The sequence below is a fragment of the Streptomyces sp. NPDC107454 genome (assembly GCF_055582885.1).
The window spans coordinates 48,411-69,949 of record NZ_JBVJPA010000011.1; the positions used below are offsets into that span (position 1 = coordinate 48,411).

Annotated in this window: 11 protein-coding genes and 2 riboswitches; of the genes, 7 read left to right on the forward strand and 4 right to left on the reverse strand. The window is 68.8% G+C overall.

Features of this window, described 5'->3' with window-relative positions; genetic code table 11:
• Positions 1 to 221: 221 nt before the first annotated feature.
• From ACZ69M_RS27725 to ACZ69M_RS27735, 3 genes are all read left to right on the forward strand, one after another.
• Positions 222 to 4,466 (forward strand): LamG-like jellyroll fold domain-containing protein, encoded by a 4,245-nt coding sequence (locus ACZ69M_RS27725; protein ID WP_470053973.1) that lies wholly within the window; start codon positions 222 to 224, stop codon positions 4,464 to 4,466.
• 136 nt (positions 4,467 to 4,602) lie between these two features.
• On the forward strand, positions 4,603 to 11,019 hold the full coding sequence (locus ACZ69M_RS27730; RefSeq protein WP_470053974.1) for an RHS repeat-associated core domain-containing protein: 6,417 nt from the start codon (positions 4,603 to 4,605) through the stop codon (positions 11,017 to 11,019).
• Positions 11,020 to 11,112: 93 nt separating this feature from the next.
• Positions 11,113 to 11,538 carry a hypothetical protein gene (locus ACZ69M_RS27735; RefSeq protein WP_470053976.1) on the forward strand — a complete coding sequence of 142 codons (426 nt, stop codon included), beginning with the start codon at positions 11,113 to 11,115 and terminating at the stop codon, positions 11,536 to 11,538.
• Positions 11,539 to 12,660: 1,122 nt separating this feature from the next.
• Here the strand turns inward: ACZ69M_RS27735 and ACZ69M_RS27740 are convergent.
• From ACZ69M_RS27740 to gcvT, 4 genes are all read right to left on the reverse strand, one after another.
• Positions 12,661 to 14,028, reverse strand: a complete 1,368-nt coding sequence (locus ACZ69M_RS27740) for an L-serine ammonia-lyase (protein WP_470053978.1) — start codon at positions 14,026 to 14,028, stop codon at positions 12,661 to 12,663.
• 142 nt (positions 14,029 to 14,170) lie between these two features.
• Positions 14,171 to 15,433, reverse strand: coding sequence for a serine hydroxymethyltransferase (gene glyA / locus ACZ69M_RS27745; protein ID WP_470053980.1), 1,263 nt, complete (start codon positions 15,431 to 15,433; stop codon positions 14,171 to 14,173).
• Between the two features lie 13 nt (positions 15,434 to 15,446).
• Positions 15,447 to 15,824, reverse strand: a complete 378-nt coding sequence (gene gcvH, locus ACZ69M_RS27750) for a glycine cleavage system protein GcvH (RefSeq protein ID WP_054234610.1) — start codon at positions 15,822 to 15,824, stop codon at positions 15,447 to 15,449.
• Between the two features lie 141 nt (positions 15,825 to 15,965).
• Entirely contained in the window at positions 15,966 to 17,084 is a 1,119-nt protein-coding gene (gene gcvT / locus ACZ69M_RS27755; protein ID WP_470053982.1) for a glycine cleavage system aminomethyltransferase GcvT, read from the reverse strand.
• Positions 17,085 to 17,118: 34 nt separating this feature from the next.
• Positions 17,119 to 17,230: riboswitch (glycine riboswitch) on the reverse strand.
• A riboswitch (glycine riboswitch) is annotated at positions 17,231 to 17,331 on the reverse strand.
• A gap of 168 nt (positions 17,332 to 17,499) precedes the next feature.
• On the opposite strand from gcvT, the gene ACZ69M_RS27760 reads away from it, so the two are divergent.
• The 4 genes from ACZ69M_RS27760 to ACZ69M_RS27775 all read left to right on the forward strand — a co-directional run bounded on the left by ACZ69M_RS27760 (position 17,500) and on the right by ACZ69M_RS27775 (position 21,500).
• Positions 17,500 to 18,180: an AAA family ATPase gene (locus tag ACZ69M_RS27760; protein WP_470054400.1), complete on the forward strand. Its 681-nt coding sequence runs from the start codon at positions 17,500 to 17,502 to the stop codon at positions 18,178 to 18,180.
• A gap of 130 nt (positions 18,181 to 18,310) precedes the next feature.
• Entirely contained in the window at positions 18,311 to 19,114 is an 804-nt protein-coding gene (locus tag ACZ69M_RS27765) for an enhanced serine sensitivity protein SseB (RefSeq protein WP_470053984.1), read from the forward strand.
• 224 nt (positions 19,115 to 19,338) lie between these two features.
• Positions 19,339 to 20,148 (forward strand): enhanced serine sensitivity protein SseB C-terminal domain-containing protein, encoded by an 810-nt coding sequence (locus ACZ69M_RS27770; protein WP_470053986.1) that lies wholly within the window; start codon positions 19,339 to 19,341, stop codon positions 20,146 to 20,148.
• 344 nt (positions 20,149 to 20,492) lie between these two features.
• Entirely contained in the window at positions 20,493 to 21,500 is a 1,008-nt protein-coding gene (locus ACZ69M_RS27775; protein ID WP_470053988.1) for an ABC transporter permease, read from the forward strand.
• The last annotated feature ends 39 nt before the right edge of the window (positions 21,501 to 21,539 follow it).

The window sequence follows — 21,539 nt, forward strand, 5'->3', positions numbered from 1 at the left end:
GTGTTCAGTGTCACACTCATCAAGGGCATTTCGTCTGATATGTCGCATTAATTTCAATGAATCTTCACCTTGTTCTTACTTAGTCTCCGTTCTTGACCATCTTTCTCAGTATTTTCTCACCGAATCGTTGTTGTGGAGTGTGAATGCGGGGGCGCGTGCTGACGCGAAGACATGGCCGGACACTGACCTTGGCGCTGACGCTGGTGACGGCAGTGGGGGTGATGCCGGCGACAGCAGCGGTCGCCGGCACCCCAACGGCTCCGTTACGGGCGGGATCGGCGGCCGAGCAGGGAACCGACCCTGGGGCGGGGACGACCACGGAAGATGCTCTGGCCGAGGCGAAACGGTCCGGCAAGAGCGTCGAGGTTCGATCGCTCCGGGCGGAGAGCAGCGACGTCTATGCGACGTCCGACGGGAACCTGGAGGCGCGTGAGTATCTGCGCCCCGTGCGGGCCCGGGTCGGGAGCGAGTGGAAGCCGGTGGACACCGACCTGGCGAAGACCTCGGAGGGGACGGTGGCCCCGGGCGCGACCACCGTCGGGCTGGAGTTCTCCGGGGGTGGGGACGCGCCCCTGGTGCGGATGGAGAAGGCGGGGCGTGAACTGGCCCTGTCCTGGCCGGGCAAGCTGCCCGCTCCGGTCCTCGACGGCGCCACGGCAACCTACCGGGACGTGCTTCCGGACGTTGACCTGCGGATGGGAGCCCAGGAGGACGGCTTCACACAGATGCTCGTCGTCAAGTCCGCCGAGGCTGCGGCGAGCGAGGAGCTGACTCAGCTGCGGCTGAAGCTCTCCGCCGACGGCATGGACGTCCGTGAGACGTCCGAGGGTGGCCTGGAGGCGGTCGACCAGGGCGCCGGGAGCGCGGTGTTCGAAGCGCCCACGCCCGTGATGTGGGACTCCAGTACGACTGTGGCGTCCAAGGCGACCGCAGCACCGAAGCAGACAGCGTCGGCGAAGTCACTGCCGGCCGCAGCGGCCGAGGACGGCCAGGTGGCGACCTCAAGCGCCGGTCCCCGGGCCGCCGCCTTGGGCGACGAGCCCGCGGCCGGGGAGTCGGCGAAGCTGGCGCCGGTCGGGGTGGACGTCCCCTCCGACGGCAAGGAGGTGGTCCTGACCCCGGACACGAACGTGCTGAAGGGCAAGGACACCGTCTACCCGGTGTTCATCGACCCGCAGTGGTACTCCCCGCGTGCCTCCGCGTGGACGATGGCGTCGAAGTACTGGGCGTCGTCGCCGCAGTGGAAGTTCAACGGCGAGAACAACGCCGGCCTGGGCTACTGCAACTGGTACTACTGCCAGCCGAACGACACGAAGCGGCTCTTCTACCGCATCCCGGTGTCGAAGTTCGCGGGCAAGACCATCCTCCAGGCAGAGTTCGTCGTACGGAACGTGTGGTCTGCGTCCTGCGACGCACGGAGCGTGGAGCTGTGGCGGACGAAGGACATCTCCTCCTCGACGACCTGGAACTCCCAGACGGCGAGCGGCTTCTGGATCGACCAGCTGAAGTCGGAGTCCTTCGCCTACGGCTACGAGGGCTGCTCGGCCAAGGACGCCGAGTTCGACGTGAAGGCGGCCGTGCAGTCGGCGGCCAACGCCAAGTCGTCGACGATGACGTTCGGCATGCAGGCCGCCAGCGAAACCGATGCCTACGGGTGGAAGCGGTTCTCCGACAAGGCGTATCTGCGGGTGAAGTACAACCGCCCGCCGTCGCAGATCAAGATGTCGCAGCTCACCATGGAGTACGGCGGCACCTGTAAGAAGCCTGCCGACGCGCCGCGCGTGCGCACCCTCGGCAAGATCTACCTCAACGGCGTCACGGACCCGGACGGCGACACCATAGGCGTCCAGGTCGAGGCGGCCTGGGACACCGGTGACGGCAAGGGGACGATCGCGCGCTGGAAGCCCGCCCGGACCGGGTACAAGAAGTCCGGCTCGAGCTTCTCGCTCACCCTGCCCTCCTCCCTGCCCGAGAACAAGCAGATCAACTGGTACGCGCGCAGCTACGACGGCGCGCAGTACTCGCTGTGGTCCAGCGCGGGCGATCCGACGGGCTGTTACTTCACCTACGACACGAAGGTCCCGAAGGCCCCCGCGGTCACGTCCGCCGAGTATCCGGCCTCGGACCCGGAGAACCCGGACGATCCGTGGTTCGACGGGGTAGGCCAGTACGGCTCGTTCGAGCTCAAGGCCGCCGACACCGACGTGACGAAGTACTGGTTCGGCATCAACGGCGACCCCTCGTCCAAGAACACGATCACCACGTCCGCGGGCGCGGCGAAGATCGCGAAGATGCTGCCGGCCAAGCCCGGCCTCAACTTCGTCACCGCCAGGGCGTTCGACGCGGCCGGTAACGGCTCCGAGATCCGCACCTACCAGTTCCGGGTCAAGTCGGGGCAGCTCGAACGTGCCGACTGGTCCATGGACGAGGCGGCCGGCGCCACTCAGGTGGCGGGCAGCGCGCCCGAGCAGACCGCGCCCCTGCATGGCGGCCCGACACCGAACGTGGAGGGCAAGTTCGGCAAGGCGGTGCAGTTCGACGGCGTCGATGACTACGCCGCCACCGACATCGCGACCATCAACACAGACGTCAGCTTCTCGGTGTCGGCCTGGGTGAAGCTGTCCGCCATGCCGTCCGGAGCGGCGGTCGTGGCCTCCCAACGCGGGAACAACGCACCGGGGTTCGAGCTGTACTACTCCAAGGGGTATGACCGCTGGGTGTTCAACCAGTACAGCTCCGACAGCACCAGTGCCACCCCCGTCCGGGCCATGCAGGCCGCCGCGGGCGGAGTCAAGGCCGGGGAGTGGACGCATCTGGTCGGCATCTACTCCGCCGGCGAGCAGCTGCTGAAGCTGTACGTCAACGGTGCGCTGGCCGGGTCCACGGCCTACTCCACGGCCTGGAACGCGCGGCGCGGTATGGTGATCGGCGGCAGCTTCCTCAGCGGCACACCGACGGCGCCCTTCCCCGGCGCCATCGACGAGGTGAAGACCTTCGAGAAGCCGCTGTCGGCGGCCGACGTGGCGAGCCTGTACAGCTCGAACTCGATCGGCGGCCGTCCGGCCCGCGCGGTCTTCCACATGGACGACGCCGCCGACGCGACCGCTCTGAGCGGCCGGGCCGATGTGAACCCCGCGGTCCTCAAGGGCGGCGCCGTCACCGGCTCGGCGGGAGTGGACGGCAACGCACTGGCCCTGGACGGGACCGACGACTATGCCGCCACTGGCGGCCCGCACATCAACACCTCGTACAGCTTCGCCGTCTCGGCCTGGGTGAAACTGTCCAAGGCCAAACCGACGCACGCCGCGACCGTCTTCACGCAGATCGGCGCCACGGTGACGGGACCGGCGCTGTACTACTCCAACTCCTACGACCGCTGGGTGTTCGCCCAGCACAGCGCCGACACAGCCGACTCCACGGTGGTGAGGGCCATGCAGCCGGAGGACACCACCGCGTACGGCGGAGAGTGGACACATCTGGTGGCCGTGCAGGACACCGAGGCCGACACGCTCTCGCTGTACGTCAACGGCACCCTGGCCGGAACCGTGGCCCTGCTTCCGACCTGGTACGCCGGAGGTGCGGTGCAGATCGGAGCCGGCGCGTTCGAGCGTACTCCCACCGCGTTCTTCCCTGGCCAGATCGACGACGTGCGGCTCTTCGACCGGCCGGTGTCCGCCGGCGAGGTGCAACAGCTGTTCAAGCAGCGCGCGTTGCTCAACGCCCGCTGGAAGCTGGACGGAGTCACGGGCTCCGCCTCGCCGGACGACGCCGACAGCGCGGCGGCCCTGACCCTGCAGGGTGGCGCGAAGATCGGCGCCGGGTTCATGGACGGCGGCCTTGAGCTCGATGGCAAGGCCGGCTACGCGAGCGCCCCGGCGGTCCCCGTCGACACGAGCGCCAGCTTCACCGTCACCGCCTGGGCCCAGGCCGCCTCGATCCCCACGCAGAACGCGGCGGTGGTCAGCGCGGAAGGGACCAGTCAGAGTCCCTTCGCGGTGCGCTTCGTCTCGGACGCGCAGGATCCCGAGGGGCTGGGCAGCTGGGAGATCGCGCTGCCGAACAAGGACGGCACGGACGCCACGACGGCACGCCTGGCCAACACGGAGTTCAGCGGCGTGACCGGCTGGAACCACCTGGCCATGGTTTATGACGGCTTCGCCAAGCAGGCGCGCCTGTACGTCAACGGCGTGCTCCAGGAGGTCCCGTGCGAGGACGCCGACGGTGACGGCACGGCGGACGACGCCTCCTGCGAGGACCTGATCGCCTGGGGCGAGAACGTGCTCACCACCAAGGCCGGCAAGTCGCTCCAGGTCGGGCGGACGAAGGTCGGTACGACAGGTGCCGAGTACTTCCCCGGCGTGATCGACGACGTCTGGTTCTTCCAGGGAGCGCTCAACGACAGCCAGGTCGGCGAACTCGCCAGCTCCTGGTTCGACGTGCCCACCCAGGTCCCGGCCGGCAGCTGACGCCCGCCGCGGGCGGTGCGCCGGTACCACCCGCGCGCACCGCCCGTTCTCCCCAGCCCACTCTGCCCTTTCAACAGTGGCGCCGCCGCCCCGCCGTACGCGGGACCGGCGCCACGCAGCGATGGACGGCATACACATGAGACCCAACCCCTCCCGTTTCTCTTTAACAGCCCTGCACAGGCCGGTATCCCTGATCGTGTCGGCCCTCATGGTCGGGGGACTGGTCCAAGCCGCAGCCGGCCCCGCCTCGGCCGCCAGCGGCCACCCTCTGCCCGGTGTACCCAAGGCCGACAAAACGGTCTCCGGCGCGAACGGCGTCAAGGTCAAGCCCCGTACCCTCACCAAAGGTCCGAAGACGCCGGGCAAGGCGCCCAAGAGCACGTGGCCCAAGGCCGGCACAGCCATGGTGGAGCTGTCGGACCGCGGTGCCCGGCAAGCCGGTGAACTGCCCCTGAGCATCGCCCCCGTGAAAAAGGCCAAGGATGCGGCCGAGGGAGCCGTCCAGGCCCACATCCGAGGCCGTGACCAGGCCGAACGCGCCGGGATCGACGGGCTGTTGATCACCCTCGAAGCGAAAGACGACGCGAAGAACGCGACCGCGGCCAAGGCGGTCGACGTCGGCAAAGTCGCCGTCACAGTCGACTACGCGGACTTCGCCCAAGCCTACGGCGGCGGTTACGCCTCCCGCCTGCGCCTCGTCGAACTGCCCGCCTGCGCCCTCACCACCCCCGCCAAGGAGACGTGCCGCAAGAGCACGCCTGTCGCCGCCCGCAACGACACCGACCGGCAGACGCTGACCGCCGACGCGGTGAGCCTGAGCGCCGGCGGGCTGACCGTCCTGGCCGCGGCCGCCGAGACCGGCGGCGAGAAGGGTGACTACAAGGCCACCTCCCTCTCGCCGTCGGCGACGTGGACCACCAACCTCAACACCGGCGACTTCACCTGGTCGTACGACATGCCGGTGCCCGACGTGCCCGGCGATCTCACGCCGGAGGTGGGCCTGGACTACTCCTCGGGGTCCATCGACGGCCGTACCGGCGGCACCAACAACCAGGGCTCCTGGGTGGGTGACGGCTTCGACCTGTCGCCCGGCTTCATCGAGCGCCGCTACAAGCCCTGCGCCGAGGACGGCGAGAAGAACGCCGACGGCAACAAGCCGGGCGACCTGTGCTGGTCCTACGACAACGCGTACATCTCCTTCAACGGCAAGGGCGGCGAGCTCGTCCCCGTCGGCAAGGACGAGTTCAGGCTCAAGCAGGACGACGGCACCCGCATCGTCCGGCTGGCCGACACCGCCCGCGGCAACGGGGACGACGACGGCGAGTACTGGCGGCTGACCACCCCCGACGGCACCGCCTACTACTTCGGCTACCACCGGCTGCCCGGCTGGACGAGCGGCAAGGAGACCACCGACTCCACCTGGACCGTCCCGGTCTACGGCAACAACACGGACGAGCCGTGCCACGCCTCGACGTTCGCGGCGTCCTGGTGCCAGCAGGCCTGGCGGTGGAACCTCGACTACGTCGTGGACACCCACGGCAACGCGATGGGCTACCACTACGTCAAGGAGACCAACTCCTACGGCCGCAACCTCAAGGCCGACGACGACACCCCGTACACCCGCGGCGGCTACCCGGAGCGCATCGACTACGGTCTGCGCTCCTCCCGGATGTTCGCGGACAAGCCGTCGGCCCAGGTCGTCTTCGACAACGCCGAGCGGTGCCTGCCGCAGGACGGCGTCACCTGCGCCGTGGACACCATCGACGCCAAGTCGTCCTACTGGTACGACACGCCGTGGGACCTCAACTGCAAGGCCGACGCCAAGTGCGACGACGGCCGCCTCTCGCCCTCCTTCTGGACGCGCAAGCGGCTGGCCGGGGTCACCACCCAGCTCCTGAAGTCCGACGGCACCTACGGCAAGGTCGACTCCTGGAAGCTCGGTCACCGCTGGGGCATGGCCGACACCGACTACCAGCTGCTCCTCGACAGCGTGCAGCACACAGGCCACACCGACACCACGCCGATCACCCTGCCGAAGACCACCTTCGCCTACACCCAGCTCGCCAACCGGCTTGACAAGACAGGCGACGGTTACGCCCCCTTCATCAAGGCGCGGCTGTCCACCGTGGCCGACGAGTCGGGCGGCCAGATCGACGCCAACTATTCGGCGCCCGCCTGTGGCGCGGACGCCCTGCCGACCCCGCAGACCAACACCACGCGCTGCTTCCCGCAGTACATCGGCGGCGACAGCACCGACGCCCCCGACATCGAGTGGTTCAACAAGTACGTCGTCACCTCCGTCTACGCGACCGACCGCACCGGCGGCGCCCCGGACCAGGTGACCGCCTACGAGTACCTCGACGGCGCCGCCTGGCACTTCGACGACGACGACGGCCTCACCAAGGAGAAGTACAAGACCTGGTCACAGTGGCGCGGCTACGGCCACGTCCGGGTAAAGAACGGCGGGCAGGGCGGCGCCGCCGCCATGAAGTCGCAGGAGGACCACTACTTCCTGCGCGGTATGGACGGCGACCGCAAGAACACCACGGGCGGCGCCAAGTCCGTGACGGTCTCCCTCGACTCCGGTGAGGGCGACCCGATCACCGACCACGCGTCGGCCGCGGGCCTGGAGTACAAGTCCGTCGCCTTCGACCGGCCCGGTGGCAAGGTGATCGGCAAGACCGTCAACCGGCCCTGGCACCACGAGACGGCCAAGAAGACCCGCGACTGGGGCGTTGTCACCGCCGACTTCACCGGCGTCTCCGACAGCCAGACCTGGACCTCCCTGGACGACGGCGCAGGCGTCAAGTGGCGCACCACCTCCAGCTCCGTCACGCACGACACCGTCGCCGGCCGGGTCACCCAGGTCGACGACCGCGGCGACACCGCCACGGCGGCCGACGACCAGTGCGTCCGCACCACGTACGCCACCAACGCCGACAAGAACATCCTGCTGCTGCCCTCGCGGGTCGAGACCGTCGCCAAGGCCTGTGACGCCGCGGTCGACCGGAGCAAGGACGTCATCGACGACATCCGCACCGCCTACGACGGCGGCGCCTACGGCGCGGAGCCGACCAAGGGCGACGCCACGGCCACCGCACCGCTCAAGAGCCACAACGGAACCAAGGCGACCTACCTGGAGGCAGGCGCCACCTACGACGACTACGGACGCGAGCTGACGGTCACCGACCTGACGGCCGACATGACCGTCACCGGCGATGCCGTCCCCGTGCGCACCGCGCGCACCGACGGCCGCACCACCACGACGGCCTTCGTCCCGACCACCGGACTGCCCACTCAGACGAAGACCACCACCCCGCCCGCCGACCCGGCGGTCCCGGCCACCGTCCAGACCACCGTCAAGGACCTCGACCCGCTGCGCGGACTGCTCGTGAAGCAGACCGACACCAATGGCAACGTCACCAATTACGCCTACGACGCGCTGGGGCGCTCGACCAAGGTCTGGCTCGCCGACCGCGCCACCAGCGGCGTGCCGACGTACGAGTACGCCTACACGGTCACCGAGGGCAAGCCGGTGGCCGTCGCCACCAAGCTGCTCAACAACGAGGGCGGCCAGATCACGTCGTACAAGCTCTACGACGGCTTCCTGCGGGAGCGGCAGTCTCAGGCCCCGGGCCCGGACGGCGGGCGGATCATATCGGACATCTTCTACGACGAACGGGGTCTGAGCGCCAAGACCTTCGCCCCGTACTACAGCACCGGCAGCCCCGTCACCGAGCTCTTCAAGCCCGCCGACGCACTCGCCGTGGAGACCCAGACCCGCACCACCTACGACGGTCTGGGCCGCTCGGTCGAGGAGAAGCAGATCGCGGGCAACGCCGACGGCGGCACCGTCCTCAGCACCACGAAGACGATCTACAACGGCGACCGCACCACGGTGATCCCGCCGGTGGGCGCCACCACCGTCACCACCCTCGCCGACGCCCGCGGCAACGTCACCGAACTGCGCCAGCACCATGCGCGGGCGCCCGAGTCGGCGTACGACACGACTACCTACGACCACACCCCGTCGGGCGAACTGCTGAAGGTCACCGACCCGGCCGGCAACAGCTGGAGCCACACCTACGACCAGCGCGGCAACCAGCTCTCCATCACCGACCCCGACAAGGGCCGCACCGACACCAAGTACGACGACCGCAACCAGGTGATCTCCAGCACCGACCAGGGCGGCGTCACCCTGTTCAACGCCTACGACGGACTGGGCCGCAAGACCGAGCTGCGCGAGAGCTCCGCCACGGGCAAGCTACGGGTCAAGTGGACCTACGACACGGTGGCCGGCGCCAAGGGCCAGCTCGCCGACTCCACCCGCTACGTGGGCGACGCCGCGTACACGACCTCGGTCACCGCGTACGACAAGCTGTACCGGGCCACCAAGACGGCGACTGTGATCCCGGCGGCCGAGGGCGCGCTGGCCGGTACCTACCAGTCCGGCACCGCCTACAAGCCCTCCGGCCTGGTCGCCTCGCTCAGCTACTCCGCGGCCGGCTCGCTGCCGGGCGGCTCGGTCAGCTACACCTACGAGGACCAGACCCTGCGTCCGATCTCCGTGTTCGGCCAGGGCATGACCTCCTCGGCCACCTACAGCCAGACCGGCAAACCGCTGGTGTACAGCTTCGGGCTGACCAGCGGCGGCAAGAAGACGCAGGTCACCAACACCTACGAGTACGGCACCCAGCGCCTGGCGACCACCCGCGTCGACCGTGAGGAACAGACCGGAGTCGACCAGAACGTCACCTTCCGCTACGACGAGGCCGGCAACGTCCTCTCCCTGAACGATGTCTCCCGCACCGGCACCGACAACCAGTGCTTCACCTACGACTACCTGCGCCGGCTGACCGAGGCGTGGACGCAGGGCGACCAGACCTGTGCCACCGCCCCGTCCGCCACCAAGCTCGGCGGCCCGGCCCCGTACTGGCAGTCGTACACCTATGACAAGGCCGGCAACCGGCTGACCGACACCCAGCACCACACCGGAGGCGACACCGCCAAGGACGTCAAGCGCTCGTACGAGTACCCGGCCCCCGGGACGCCGAAGGCCCACACGCTGACCTCGGTGACCACCGAGGGACCGGCCGGGACGAGCAAGACCGACTACAAGTACGACCTGACGGGCAACACGACCGACCGAGGGAACCAGCACCTGGACTGGGACGCCGAGGGGCTCCTCGCCAAGGTCACCGAGCCCGTCGAGGGCAAGCCGGACAACGTCACTGAGTACCTGTACGACGCCAACGGCAACCGGCTGATATCCCGCACCGGCGCCCGCACCACCCTGCACCTCGGCCACACCGACGTCACCCTGAACAAGGGCGCGGCCAAGGCCAAGGCGACCCGTTACATGGACCTCGGCAGCGGCCACCAGGCGATCCGCGCCGACGACGGCACCTTCTCCTTCACCCTCGCCGACCACCACGGCACCGGCCTGCTGGCCGTCGCCGCGACGGACCTGGCGCTCACCCAGCGCAGGGTCCTCCCGTTCGGTGGCGCCCGAGGCACCGCTCCGGCCGCCTGGCCGAGCACGCGAGGCTTCGTCGGCGGCATCGACGACACCAAGGACACCGGTCTCACCCATCTCGGTGCGCGCGAGTACGACCCGGCAACCGGCCGGTTCCTCTCCGTCGACCCGGTGATGAACCTGTCCGACCCGCAGCAGATGCACGGCTACACCTACGGCAACAACAACCCGCTGGTGTACGCCGACCCGGACGGCAAGTTCTTCGGATTCCTCGGCATCTTCAAGGCGCTGCAGAAGGCCGTCGAAAAGCTCCTCAACAGGGTTCCCAACAAGAACCCGGGATTCATGCAGCGGCGGGCGGTAGCTCCGTCGGTGAGCAACGGCAAGCTGCGCGGGGCGCTCCAACAGATCTATCCCAAGGCAGTTGCGAAAGAAGTCTTCGGCAACGGAAAGATGTCGACTGCGATCATCTACGAGTTCAACACCGGGAAGAAACTTGCGGGCAAGAAACAACTGCATGTTGAAAAAGGTTGGGCGACGATGCAGGCCCTCTCGGACGTCCTGGACAACGACCGTAAGGCGAGGGAGACGGGGAAGAACACGCAGAAATTCCTCCTGTCCGACAAGGACCTGGCGGTGGCCAAAGCCGAGGCGCAGGAACTATGGGACGCGCTGAACTCGCGCGATGTCACGGGAAACATCAAGAAGACGATGAACGGCAACGCGAACATGAAGTCCGCCATCAAGACGAACTTCGAAGCCGTGATGAAGACGCCCGCCGTCAAGGACCTCACGGGTCAGGACTTCACGCCGCCCACGAAATTCAAGGGGCCCGCGCCCGTCGGTCAGCCCACCCGCCTGCGCGGCTTCTCCCGCACCCTCGGCGTCGCCGGCGGCCTCCTGCAGGCGGCCCAGGCTCCCTCCTACGTCAGGGAGTACGGCGCGGGCGGAGGCGCCTGGGAGATGTTCAAGGACATCGTCGACCCGGTCGGGGCCCACGACTCCGTGGTCGACCCGTTCGTCGGCCAGGGCGGAGGATCATCGGTCTGCGACCCTTCGAGCGGTAACTGCGCCTGAGGTTCGCTGAAATCGGAGGTCTGCCGCGCACGGCGCGGCAGACCTCCGGCTGTACCGCACACTATGACCACCAGATGCCGAACCGGAAAAGACATGAGTGAAATCCCCGACGAAGACGTTCCCGCCCTCCTGCTGCACACGGTGCCTGAATCGGCGCAGTTCATTGCCGAGAAGTACGGTCTGCCGGCGGAGCAGGCAGTACTGACCGAGGACGCAATCGTGGGCCTGTACGGACTGCTGACCGAGTGCTTCACGGAACCGGTGCTGATGTCCCAGTTGCAGAGTCCCGACCCCGACACGGAACTCCTCCAGAGATGCTGGAACTTTGTGGAGCCGATTGTGGACCATTCCTCGGAACACGTGGGAGGCGCTGTTTACTTCGAGGTACTCGAACAGCTCCTGAACGCCGACGGCCTCGTCGAGGCCGCCTGGCCGTACATGAAGGAGCGGACGCGGGCACGGACCCTCAGCATGCTGGATTCCTACGGCGTCTACCTGCCCGGCATCAACCGGCGGTAGGACTCACAGCCGCACGATGACCAGGGCCGTGTCGTCGGTCGTGCCGCGGGCGGCGCCCCTCCAGCAGGACGCCCACCCGCTGCACGGCACGCAGCCGCCCCAGCGCCCGCTTCAGGCGGTGGCCCAGACCAGGGCTGCTGTCGGGCAGTCGAGGGCGGTGAGCGCGCCGACCACGGGACGGGCGAGAACCCTCAGCAGGCCGAGCACCTTGAGGTAGGGCACGTCCTCCGGCTCACCGAGGCGAGCGAGGTGCGGTGGATCTCATCGGCGGCACGGACCGTGTCCGGATTGGATAGCAGGGGCGCGAGAGCATCCCGCGCACCTGCTTGGGCCCTCGCGCCAACCTGGACGTGCACGCAGTTGTGGCGGGTCAGGCAAGGGGTAGCCGCCGTCAGGCAGTCGACCGTCGGGCTTCGACTGATACAGGCGCAGCGCGTATGCGTACAGGGAGGGCCAAGGGGCGGGGACTCCACCGCCTGCCTGGGCGCTCATCGGGTGGGGTAAGGCTCGATTCCATAGGTCATGCAGCGGATCCTGTCACCACTGGTTGGTCGATGGCTAGGCGTTCTAGCTGTTCAGGAACGGACCCGAGGGACGGTCTCGGGAACAGCCATCCGGCGAGGTCTGCACCGGCCACGCTGGAAGGGGACTTCTCTGGAGCGATCCGCGGGAGACCCGGCACGCGTACGAAGGGTCTGTGGGAGGCCGACAATCTTGGTGCCCCTGCTTCTTGTCACCAGTGGTGGCCAGCCGGTGGTCGGACGCCTTTGGACGGTGCAGCATCGGATGGCACGCGTCAACCTGTTGCACGTGCTCTGATCAGGCACAACGTCACTACGCGGCACGACGAAACACCACGCAGCACGAACGCTCACGGTCTCGTAATGCGTAGGTCCCACTATCTGACGTTCACCGACTGCACTCAACACCCTGAGACGGCCTCAAGAGCGCCACGTCGGTCCTGGAGTAGGCCCGTCCACCCGCAAACAGCGACGTTCCCTGGGGAGTTTTCGGAGACTTTCACGTCTGTCCCGGGGAGTTTCTGGGGACTTTCCGCCGCGTAAGCAGGGAAGGCCCTGACAGCACTGAAAGATGCAAACACGCTGGTCAGGGCCTGTTTCCCTAGCACTCGATGATGTTCACCGCGAGCCCGCCCCGCGCCGTCTCCTTGTACTTGACGCTCATGTCCGCGCCCGTCTCCTTCATGGTCTTGATGACCTTGTCGAGGGAGACCTTGTGGGAGCCGTCGCCACGCATGGCCATGCGGGCGGCGGTGACCGCCTTGACCGCTGCCATGCCGTTGCGTTCGATGCAGGGGATCTGGACGAGGCCGCCGACCGGGTCGCAGGTGAGGCCGAGGTTGTGTTCCATGCCGATCTCGGCGGCGTTCTCGACCTGTTCGGGGCTGCCGCCGAGGACCTCGGCGAGGGCGCCCGCGGCCATCGAGCAGGCCGAGCCGACCTCGCCCTGGCAGCCGACCTCGGCGCCGGAGATGGAGGCGTTCTCCTTGAAGAGCATCCCGATGGCGCCGGCGGCGAGCAGGAAGCGCACGACGCCGTCCTCGTCCGCGCCCGGGATGAAGTTGATGTAGTAGTGGAGGACCGCCGGGATGATGCCCGCGGCGCCGTTCGTGGGGGCCGTGACCACCCGGCCGCCCGCCGCGTTCTCCTCGTTCACCGCCATGGCGTAGAGCGTGATCCACTCCATCGCGTGGGCCAGCGGGTCGCCCTCCGCCCGCAGCTGGCGGGCCGAGACGGCGGCGCGGCGGCGGACCTTGAGTCCGCCCGGCAGGATGCCCTCGCGGGCCATGCCCCGGGAGACGCACGCCTGCATCACGCGCCAGATGGCGAGCAGACCCTCGCGGATCTCCTCCTCGGTGCGCCAGGCCCGCTCGTTCTCCAGCATCAGGGCGGAGATCGACAGGCCGGTCTCCTTCGTCAGCCGCAGCAGCTCGTCGCCCGTGCGGAAGGGGTACTTGAGCACCGTGTCGTCGAGCTTGATGCGGTCCTCGCCCACCGCGTCCTCGTCGACCACGAAGCCGCCGCCGACCGAGTAGTACGTCTTCTCCAGGACGAGTGTGCCGGAGGCGTCGTACGCGAAGACCGTCATGCCGTTCGCGTGGTACGGCAAGGCCTTGCGGCGGTGCAGGACCAGGTCGTCGTCGAAGGAGAAGGAGATCTCGTGCGTGCCGAGGAGCGAGAGGCGGCCCGACGACTTGATCTGCTCCACACGGTCGTCGGCGCCCTCCACGTCCACGGTTCGCGGCGACGCGCCCTCCAGGCCGAGCAGCACCGCCTTGGGGGTGCCGTGGCCGTGACCGGTCGCGCCCAGGGAGCCGTACAGCTCCGCCCGGACGGAGGCCACGGAGTCCAGCAGCTCCTCGTTGCGCAGCCGGCGGGCGAACATGCGCGCCGCACGCATCGGGCCCACCGTGTGGGAGCTCGACGGGCCTATGCCGATCGAGAACAGGTCGAAGACCGAGATGGCCACGGGGACTCCTCACAACAGGGGTGGTGCATGGGGGCGGGCGCCGCGCACAGCTCCGATTCCAGTGTGCGCGGCGTCCCGGTGAATCGTACGTTCCATGCGAATTTCTGTACGAAAGTGAACTTTCGCAGGAACTGGTTCTGTACTACTTCAGGCCGGGGTACAGCGGGTGCTTGTCGGCCAGGGCGGAGACCCGGGACTTGAGGGACTCCACGTCGTATGAGGGCTTCAGCGCCTCGGCGATGATGTCCGCGACCTCGGTGAAGTCCTCGGCCTGGAAGCCGCGGGTGGCGAGGGCGGGCGTGCCGATGCGCAGGCCGGACGTGACCATCGGCGGCCGCGGGTCGTTCGGGATGGCGTTCCGGTTGACCGTGATGCCGACCTCGTGGAGACGGTCCTCGGCCTGCTGGCCGTCCAGCTCGGAGTTGCGCAGGTCGACCAGGACCAGGTGCACGTCCGTGCCGCCGGACAGGACGTCCACGCCCACGGCCTTGACGTCGTCCTGGACCAGGCGCTCGGCCAGGATCCGCGCGCCGTCCAGCGTGCGCTGCTGGCGCTCCTTGAAGTCGTCGGAGGCGGCGACCTTGAAGGAGACGGCCTTCGCGGCGATCACGTGCTCCAGCGGACCGCCCTGCTGGCCGGGGAAGACCGCGGAGTTGATCTTCTTCGCCAGCTCGGCGGTGGACAGGATCACGCCACCGCGCGGGCCGCCCAGCGTCTTGTGGGTCGTGGTCGTGACCACGTGGGCGTGCGGCACCGGGTTCGGGTGCAGGCCCGCGGCCACGAGGCCCGCGAAGTGCGCCATGTCGACCATCAGGTACGCGCCGACCTCGTCCGCGATCCGGCGGAACGCGGCGAAGTCCAGCTGACGCGGGTAGGCCGACCAGCCCGCCACGATCAGCTGCGGCCTGGACTCCTTGGCGAGGCGCTCGACCTCGGCCATGTCGACCTGACCGGTCTCGTCGTTCACGTGGTACGCGACCACGTTGTACAGCTTGCCGGAGAAGTTGATCTTCATGCCGTGGGTGAGGTGCCCGCCGTGCGCGAGGTTCAGACCCATGATCGTGTCGCCCGGCTTCAGCAGCGCGAACATCGCCGCCGCGTTGGCCTGGGCGCCCGAGTGGGGCTGCACGTTCGCGTGCTCGGCGCCGAAGAGCGCCTTGACGCGGTCGATGGCGATCTGCTCGACCACGTCGACGTGCTCGCAGCCGCCGTAGTAGCGGCGGCCCGGGTAGCCCTCGGCGTACTTGTTGGTCAGGACCGAGCCCTGGGCCTCCATGACCGCGACCGGAGCGAAGTTCTCCGAGGCGATCATCTCCAGGGTGGACTGCTGGCGGTGCAGCTCGGCGTCGACGGCGGCGGCGACGTCCGGGTCCAGCTCGTGCAGGGGCGTGTTCAGAAGCGACATCAGTCAGAAGTCCTTAAGAGCCGGAGAACTCGGTGTACTCGTCGGCGGAGAGCAGATCGGCCGGCTCGTCCGTGACGCGTACCTTGAACAGCCAGCCACCCTCGAAGGGGGCGGAGTTCACCAGCGACGGGTCGTCGACCACGTCCTGGTTGGCCTCCACGACCTCGCCGGTGACCGGCGCGTACAGGTCGCTGACCGACTTGGTCGACTCCAGTTCGCCGCAGGTCTCGCCCGCGGTCACCGTGTCACCGACCTCCGGAAGCTGGGCGTAGACGACATCGCCGAGCGCGTTGGCCGCGAACTCGGTGATGCCGACCGTCGAGACGCCGTCCTCGGCGACCGACAGCCACTCGTGCTCCTTGCTGTAGCGCAGCTGCTGGGGGTTGCTCATGGCCTGAATTCTCCTGTACGCGGGGGAGTGCGGATGAACGGGATGACCGAGTGGTCTTGGGATACGAGACGTGACACAGCGGCGTGCGTCACGTGGGCGCGCTGGACGGGGCCCTTTCGGCCCCGCAGCTCGGCCCCGAAGCTACTTCTGGCGCTTGTAGAACGGCAGCGCCACGACCTCGTACGGCTCATGGCTGCCCCGGACGTCCACGCCGACCCCGGCCGTGCCCGGCGCGGCGTGCGCGGCGTCGACGTACGCCATCGCGATCGGCTTGCCCAGCGTCGGGGAGGGCGCGCCGGAGGTGACCTCGCCGATCACCTTGCCGTCGGCGACGACCGGGTACCCGGCGCGCGGCACGCGACGGCCCTCGGCGACCAGCCCGACGAGGACCCGCGGGGGGTTCTCCTCGGCGCGGGAGGCGGCCTCCTGGAGCGCGGCACGCCCCACGAAGTCCCCCTCCTTCTCGAACTTCACGACCCGCCCGAGCCCCGCGTCGAAGGGGGTGAGCGAGGTGGTCAGCTCATGCCCGTACAGCGGCATGCCCGCCTCCAGGCGCAGCGTGTCGCGGCAGGACAGGCCGCAGGGGACGAGCCCGACGGGCGCGCCCGCGTCCGTCAGCGCCTGCCACAGCTTCTCGGCGTCGGACGGGGCCACGAAGAGCTCGAAGCCGTCCTCGCCCGTGTAGCCCGTGCGGGCGATCAGCGCCGGGACGCCCGCGACGGTGCCCGGCAGGCCCGCGTAGTACTTCAGCCCGTCCAGGTCGGCGTCGGTCAGCGACTTGAGGATGCCGGGGGACTCGGGGCCCTGCACGGCGATCAGCGCGTACGCGTCGCGGTCGTCGCGCACGAGGGCGTCGAAGCCGGCGGCACGCTCGGTCAGCGCGTCCAGCACCACCTGGGCGTTGGAGGCGTTCGCGACGACCATGTACTCGTCTTCGGCCAGCCGGTAGACGATCAGGTCGTCCAGGATGCCGCCGTCCTCCCGGCAGATCATCGTGTAGCGGGCGCGGCCGACGCCGACGGAGGCGATGTTGCCGACCAGCGCGTGGTTGAGCAGGGCGGCGGCCTGCGGTCCGGTGACCGTGATCTCGCCCATGTGCGACAGGTCGAAGAGACCGGCCCGGGTGCGCACGGCGAGGTGCTCGTCGCGCTCGGAGCCATAGCGCAGGGGCATGTCCCAGCCCGCGAAGTCGGTCATCGTCGCGCCGAGCGAGCGATGCAGGGCATCGAGCGCGGTGAGACGGGGTGCGTTACTGCTCATCGGTGGGGCTCCCAAGGCATGACGGCGAGGTCGTTCCTCCCCATCTGTCATCGGAACCTGAGAGGTTCATCACGACCCCGCGAACGGAGGTCCTGACTTGCACCTTGGGTGGAGCCACTGGACAGCGGCCCGCTTTTCAGATGTGCCTCGCCCGCGCGGTAACGGGGCCTGAGAGATTCAAGGGAGGGACTTGCTCCTTCGGCGCCCGGGTACCCGAAGGTTCCCGGAACTCTCCCGCGCGGATTCAAGCGGCCGGTATGCAGTTGGCGGGCACATCATCGCACGCGCCGTCCGATCATGGCAGTCCGCATCTGTAACCGGCCTGTGGCAGTCCGCGTACGGAAACGAGAGACACCGCGCATTACCTTCTCTTTACACTCGACGGGGATGGGACTCCAGACCCAAGGGGAGGACGATCACGGTGAACAGGACCACGGCGTACGCCACGACCTCGGGCCTCGCGCTGCCCGAGCAGCCCGGTGCCCCGGCCAGGACCCGGGAGACGTGCGGAGCGCTGCCGACAGCCGTGGTCCGCGACCTCAGAGAGCGCGCGGGACACTCTCCGCACGGTCTGCACTTCGCGGCGGCCGATGTCGTCGTGGTCACCGGATTGCCGGGCAGCGGCAAGTCCACCCTGATGCGCCGCGCCGTCGAGGGCCCGCGCATCGACTCCCAGGACACCCGGGACCGCTGGGACGGGCGGACGGGCGGCCGGCTGCCGTACGCCGTCTACCGGCCCCTCGTCCGCCTCGCGCACTACGCGGGCCTGCGTCGCGCCCTGCGCTCCGGCGCCGGGCTCGTCGTGCACGACTGCGGTGCGCAGGCCTGGGTGCGCCGCTGGCTCGCCCGCGAGGCCCAGCGCCGCGGCGGCACCCTCCACCTGCTGCTGCTCGACGTCACGCCCCGCACGGCGCTGGAGGGCCAGCGCGAGCGCGGCCGGGGCGTGTCGCGGTACGCGTTCGCCCGTCACCGGGGCGCGGTCGCCCGGCTGCTGCGCTCCGTCGAGCGGGGCGACCTGCCGGAGGGCTGCGGCTCGGCGGTGCTCCTCGACCGGGACGCGGCGGACGTACTGCGGCGGATCGGCTTCGGTGACTGAGAAACGGCCGCGAGTGGCCGAGAGCAGTCGAGCGGGGCCGTGAGCGGTCGGGAAGTCGTACTGGCCCACTAACCTTTCCAGCCAGAACACCAGAACAGTGGTTCACCGCAGGCGGTAGACAGGTAGACAGATGGACATCCCCGACTTCCCGGACTTCTCGGTACCGGCGTACCCGCAACCCGGCCCGCACCCCCACTCGCACGGCGGCTGGCCGGGCAACGAGCTGGAGGAGGTGCTCTCCGCGTCCCTCGGAGTGCCCTCGGCCGGCGGCCGCATCGTCGAGGTCCTCGGCCGCAGCTTCGTCTGGGTGCCGCTGCCCAACGGCGGCGGACCGCACGCGGGATCCCTCGACCTGCCCACCCTGGAGATCGAGGGTCAGGCGTACGTGCCGGTCTTCAGCTCCGAGGAGCAGTTCCGCCAGGTCGCCGGCGGCCATCTGTCGTACACGATCGCGCCCGCCGTCGAGTTCGCCCGCGGGCTGCCCCCGCAGGTCGGTATCGCGATCAACCCGGACGGGGTGGTCGGCGTACCGCTGCCGCCCCTCGCGGTCGCCGAGCTGTGCCGGACCGGGCGCACCCCGCTGGACGGGCCCACGAGCGGTGGCCGGGTGAAGCTCTACGAGCCCGACTGGCAGGACGATCCGGTGGACTTCTTCGCCGCCGCCTCGGCCGAGTTCACGGCGACGGGAGTCGTCCTGACCGCCCGCCGCTGCCTGGCCAGCATCGAGGGCGACGACCCGGTCATGTTCGTCGGGGTCGAACTCGCCGTGTGGGAGGGAGACCTCCGGACGCTCCCCATGGACGCCCTCGCCCGCGCCCTCGCCCGCGTCGCGGTCAAGTGGCCGGTGAACCTCGTCCTCCTCGACGTCGCCCAGGACCCGGTGGCCGACTGGATGCGAGCCCAGGTGCGGCCCTTCTACCAGCAGGCCCAGTAGAAGCGCCCCGAAAGGGGCGCGAGGCTGTGACCATTGTGCGGCTCCGCCGCGTGGGCGCGCCCGGCCACGAACGAGCCGCAGCCTCCCGACCACAACGGGCCCCGAGCTCTCAACGGCTCCCCCGGCGGAGCGCATTCGCCGCTTAAGCTGGTTTCATGGCTCGGCCGGGGTTCGGCCGAGGTGTTGGTCGACGTCATGATTTCTTCGCGAAGGGGCGGTTGAAGGTGAGCGCGTCGGGCACGGCCGCGGCCGGTCAGGTCGAGCACATGCTGCGCCAGGTGACGCCCGGGCGTTACGACGCCTACGAGGCGCTCCTTCGCGCGCTCGCGACCCCGTCGTCCGGCCAGGTGTGGATGCTGCTCTGGCACGGCCAGGCCGGCTCCCCGGACGCCCAGTACGGGAACATGGAGGTGGAGGGCTTCGGCTACGCGCCGTGCGTCACCTCCGCCCAGGAACTCTCGGCCAGCGGCTGGAACAGGTCGTACGAGGTCGTCGACGGTCTCGACGTGGCCCGCACCCTCTACCCCGACCACTTCGGGCTCTGGCTCAATCCGCACGCCCCGGGCGGCGGGGTCGGTATCCCATGGCTCGATCTGCGCAGAATCGCGGCGGGTCTGGAGCGCCAGCCCGCCGGTCCGCTGCGCATGTCCGAACCCGGCATCGAGATCCCGCAGTTCTACGCCCTGCTCACGCAGAACGCTCATCGCACCACCGCCGTGCGCTCGCTGCGCCGCGCCTGGGTGCAGCCGGCGCTCGGGGCGCCGTATCTGGCCATCGGGCTGGACGTCTACGACACTTCGCCGCCCGCCGTCGACTCGGTGCGGGCGATGATGCAGCAGTCCATCGGCGCGGTTCCGGACGGGCTGCCCGTGTCGACCGTCGCGATGTCGGACGAGTACGACCCGGTGGCGATGTGGCTGCGCGCCAACGCGCGGCCGTTCTACGACCGCGAGGCCCACGCGGCTCCCGCGGCCCCCGCCCAGGCTCCGATGGCGGGTGGGTACGGCTATCCACCGGCGCCCGGCGGATACTGATCCACCGTCCGGCGGACCGTGAAGGATCGGCACGGTACCTTCACCGCGGCTCTGCATTTCTTCGCGCGTAGATGGCAAGGGAACGTCCGGGTAATGCCCGTATTAACCTCCGGAGTCCCAACTGCCCCGTGTCCGACCCCCGTTACCCACCGTCCGGATAACGGAACACCCCTGTCAGCATCACGTTTACGCATCCATTCACCGTCAAGTCTGGCTACAGATCGCCGAGGCGTTGAAGACTCCCGCTCCAGGGGGTTTAGCCCCTGTGTACGACGGACTGATCACGCCGCTACAAGCGGCACGTGTGGGCCGGCTACCGCCGGTTGAGAGGGGTCCCTGCCACGATGACGGCACCATTGCACGAGCCGACCACGGACGCGGCACCGAGTGCGGCCGAAGAAGCGGCGGCTGCCGCCGCCGGCGACAAGGTCGTGCAGGGACGTTCCCTGGGCCGGATCGCCTGGGAGCGCCTGAAGAGGGACAAGCTCGCCCTGACCGGCGGCATCGTCGTGCTCGTCCTCATCGTGATCGCCCTGCTGGCGCCAGTGATCACCCACCTGCTCGGTCAGGACCCGGACACCTTCAACGAGAAGCTGATCGACCCTCTGTTCGGCACCCCCACGGGGTCGTTGGGCGGCATCAGCGGTGACCACCTGCTGGGCGTCGAGCCCGTCAACGGCCGCGACATCCTCGCCCGCATCCTCTACGGTGCCCGCGTCTCGCTCCTGGTGGGCTTCCTCTCCGCCGTCGTCGCGGTCGTCCTCGGCACCGTGCTCGGCATCCTGGCGGGCTTCTTCGGAGGCTGGGTGGACTCGCTCATCAGCCGCGTGATGGACGGCCTGCTGGCCTTCCCGCAACTCCTGTTCACGATCGCCCTGGTCTCGGTGATGCCGAACGACATGCTGGGCCTGTCCGGCTCCAACGTGCGTGTGTTCGTGATGATCCTGGTCATCGGCTTCTTCGGCTGGCCCTACATCGGACGCGTGGTGCGCGGCCAGACGCTCTCGATGCGTGAGCGCGAGTACGTCGAGGCCGCGCGATCGCTGGGCGCCGGGCGCTTCTACATCCTGTTCAAGGAACTGCTGCCCAACCTGGTCGCGCCGATCATCGTCTACACGACGATGATGATCCCCACGAACATCCTCACCGAGGCGGCACTCAGCTTCCTGGGTGTGGGCGTCAAGCCGCCCACCTCGTCCTGGGGACAGATGCTGTCGAGCGCGATCGACTACTACGAGTCCGACCCCATGTACATGGTGGTCCCTGGTGTGGCGATCTTCATCACCGTCCTTGCCTTCAACCTCTTCGGCGACGGCGTGCGGGACGCGCTGGACCCGAAGGCCTCCCGCTGAACTGCCGCACCCCAAGCGTCCCGTGGCACCAACACGGGG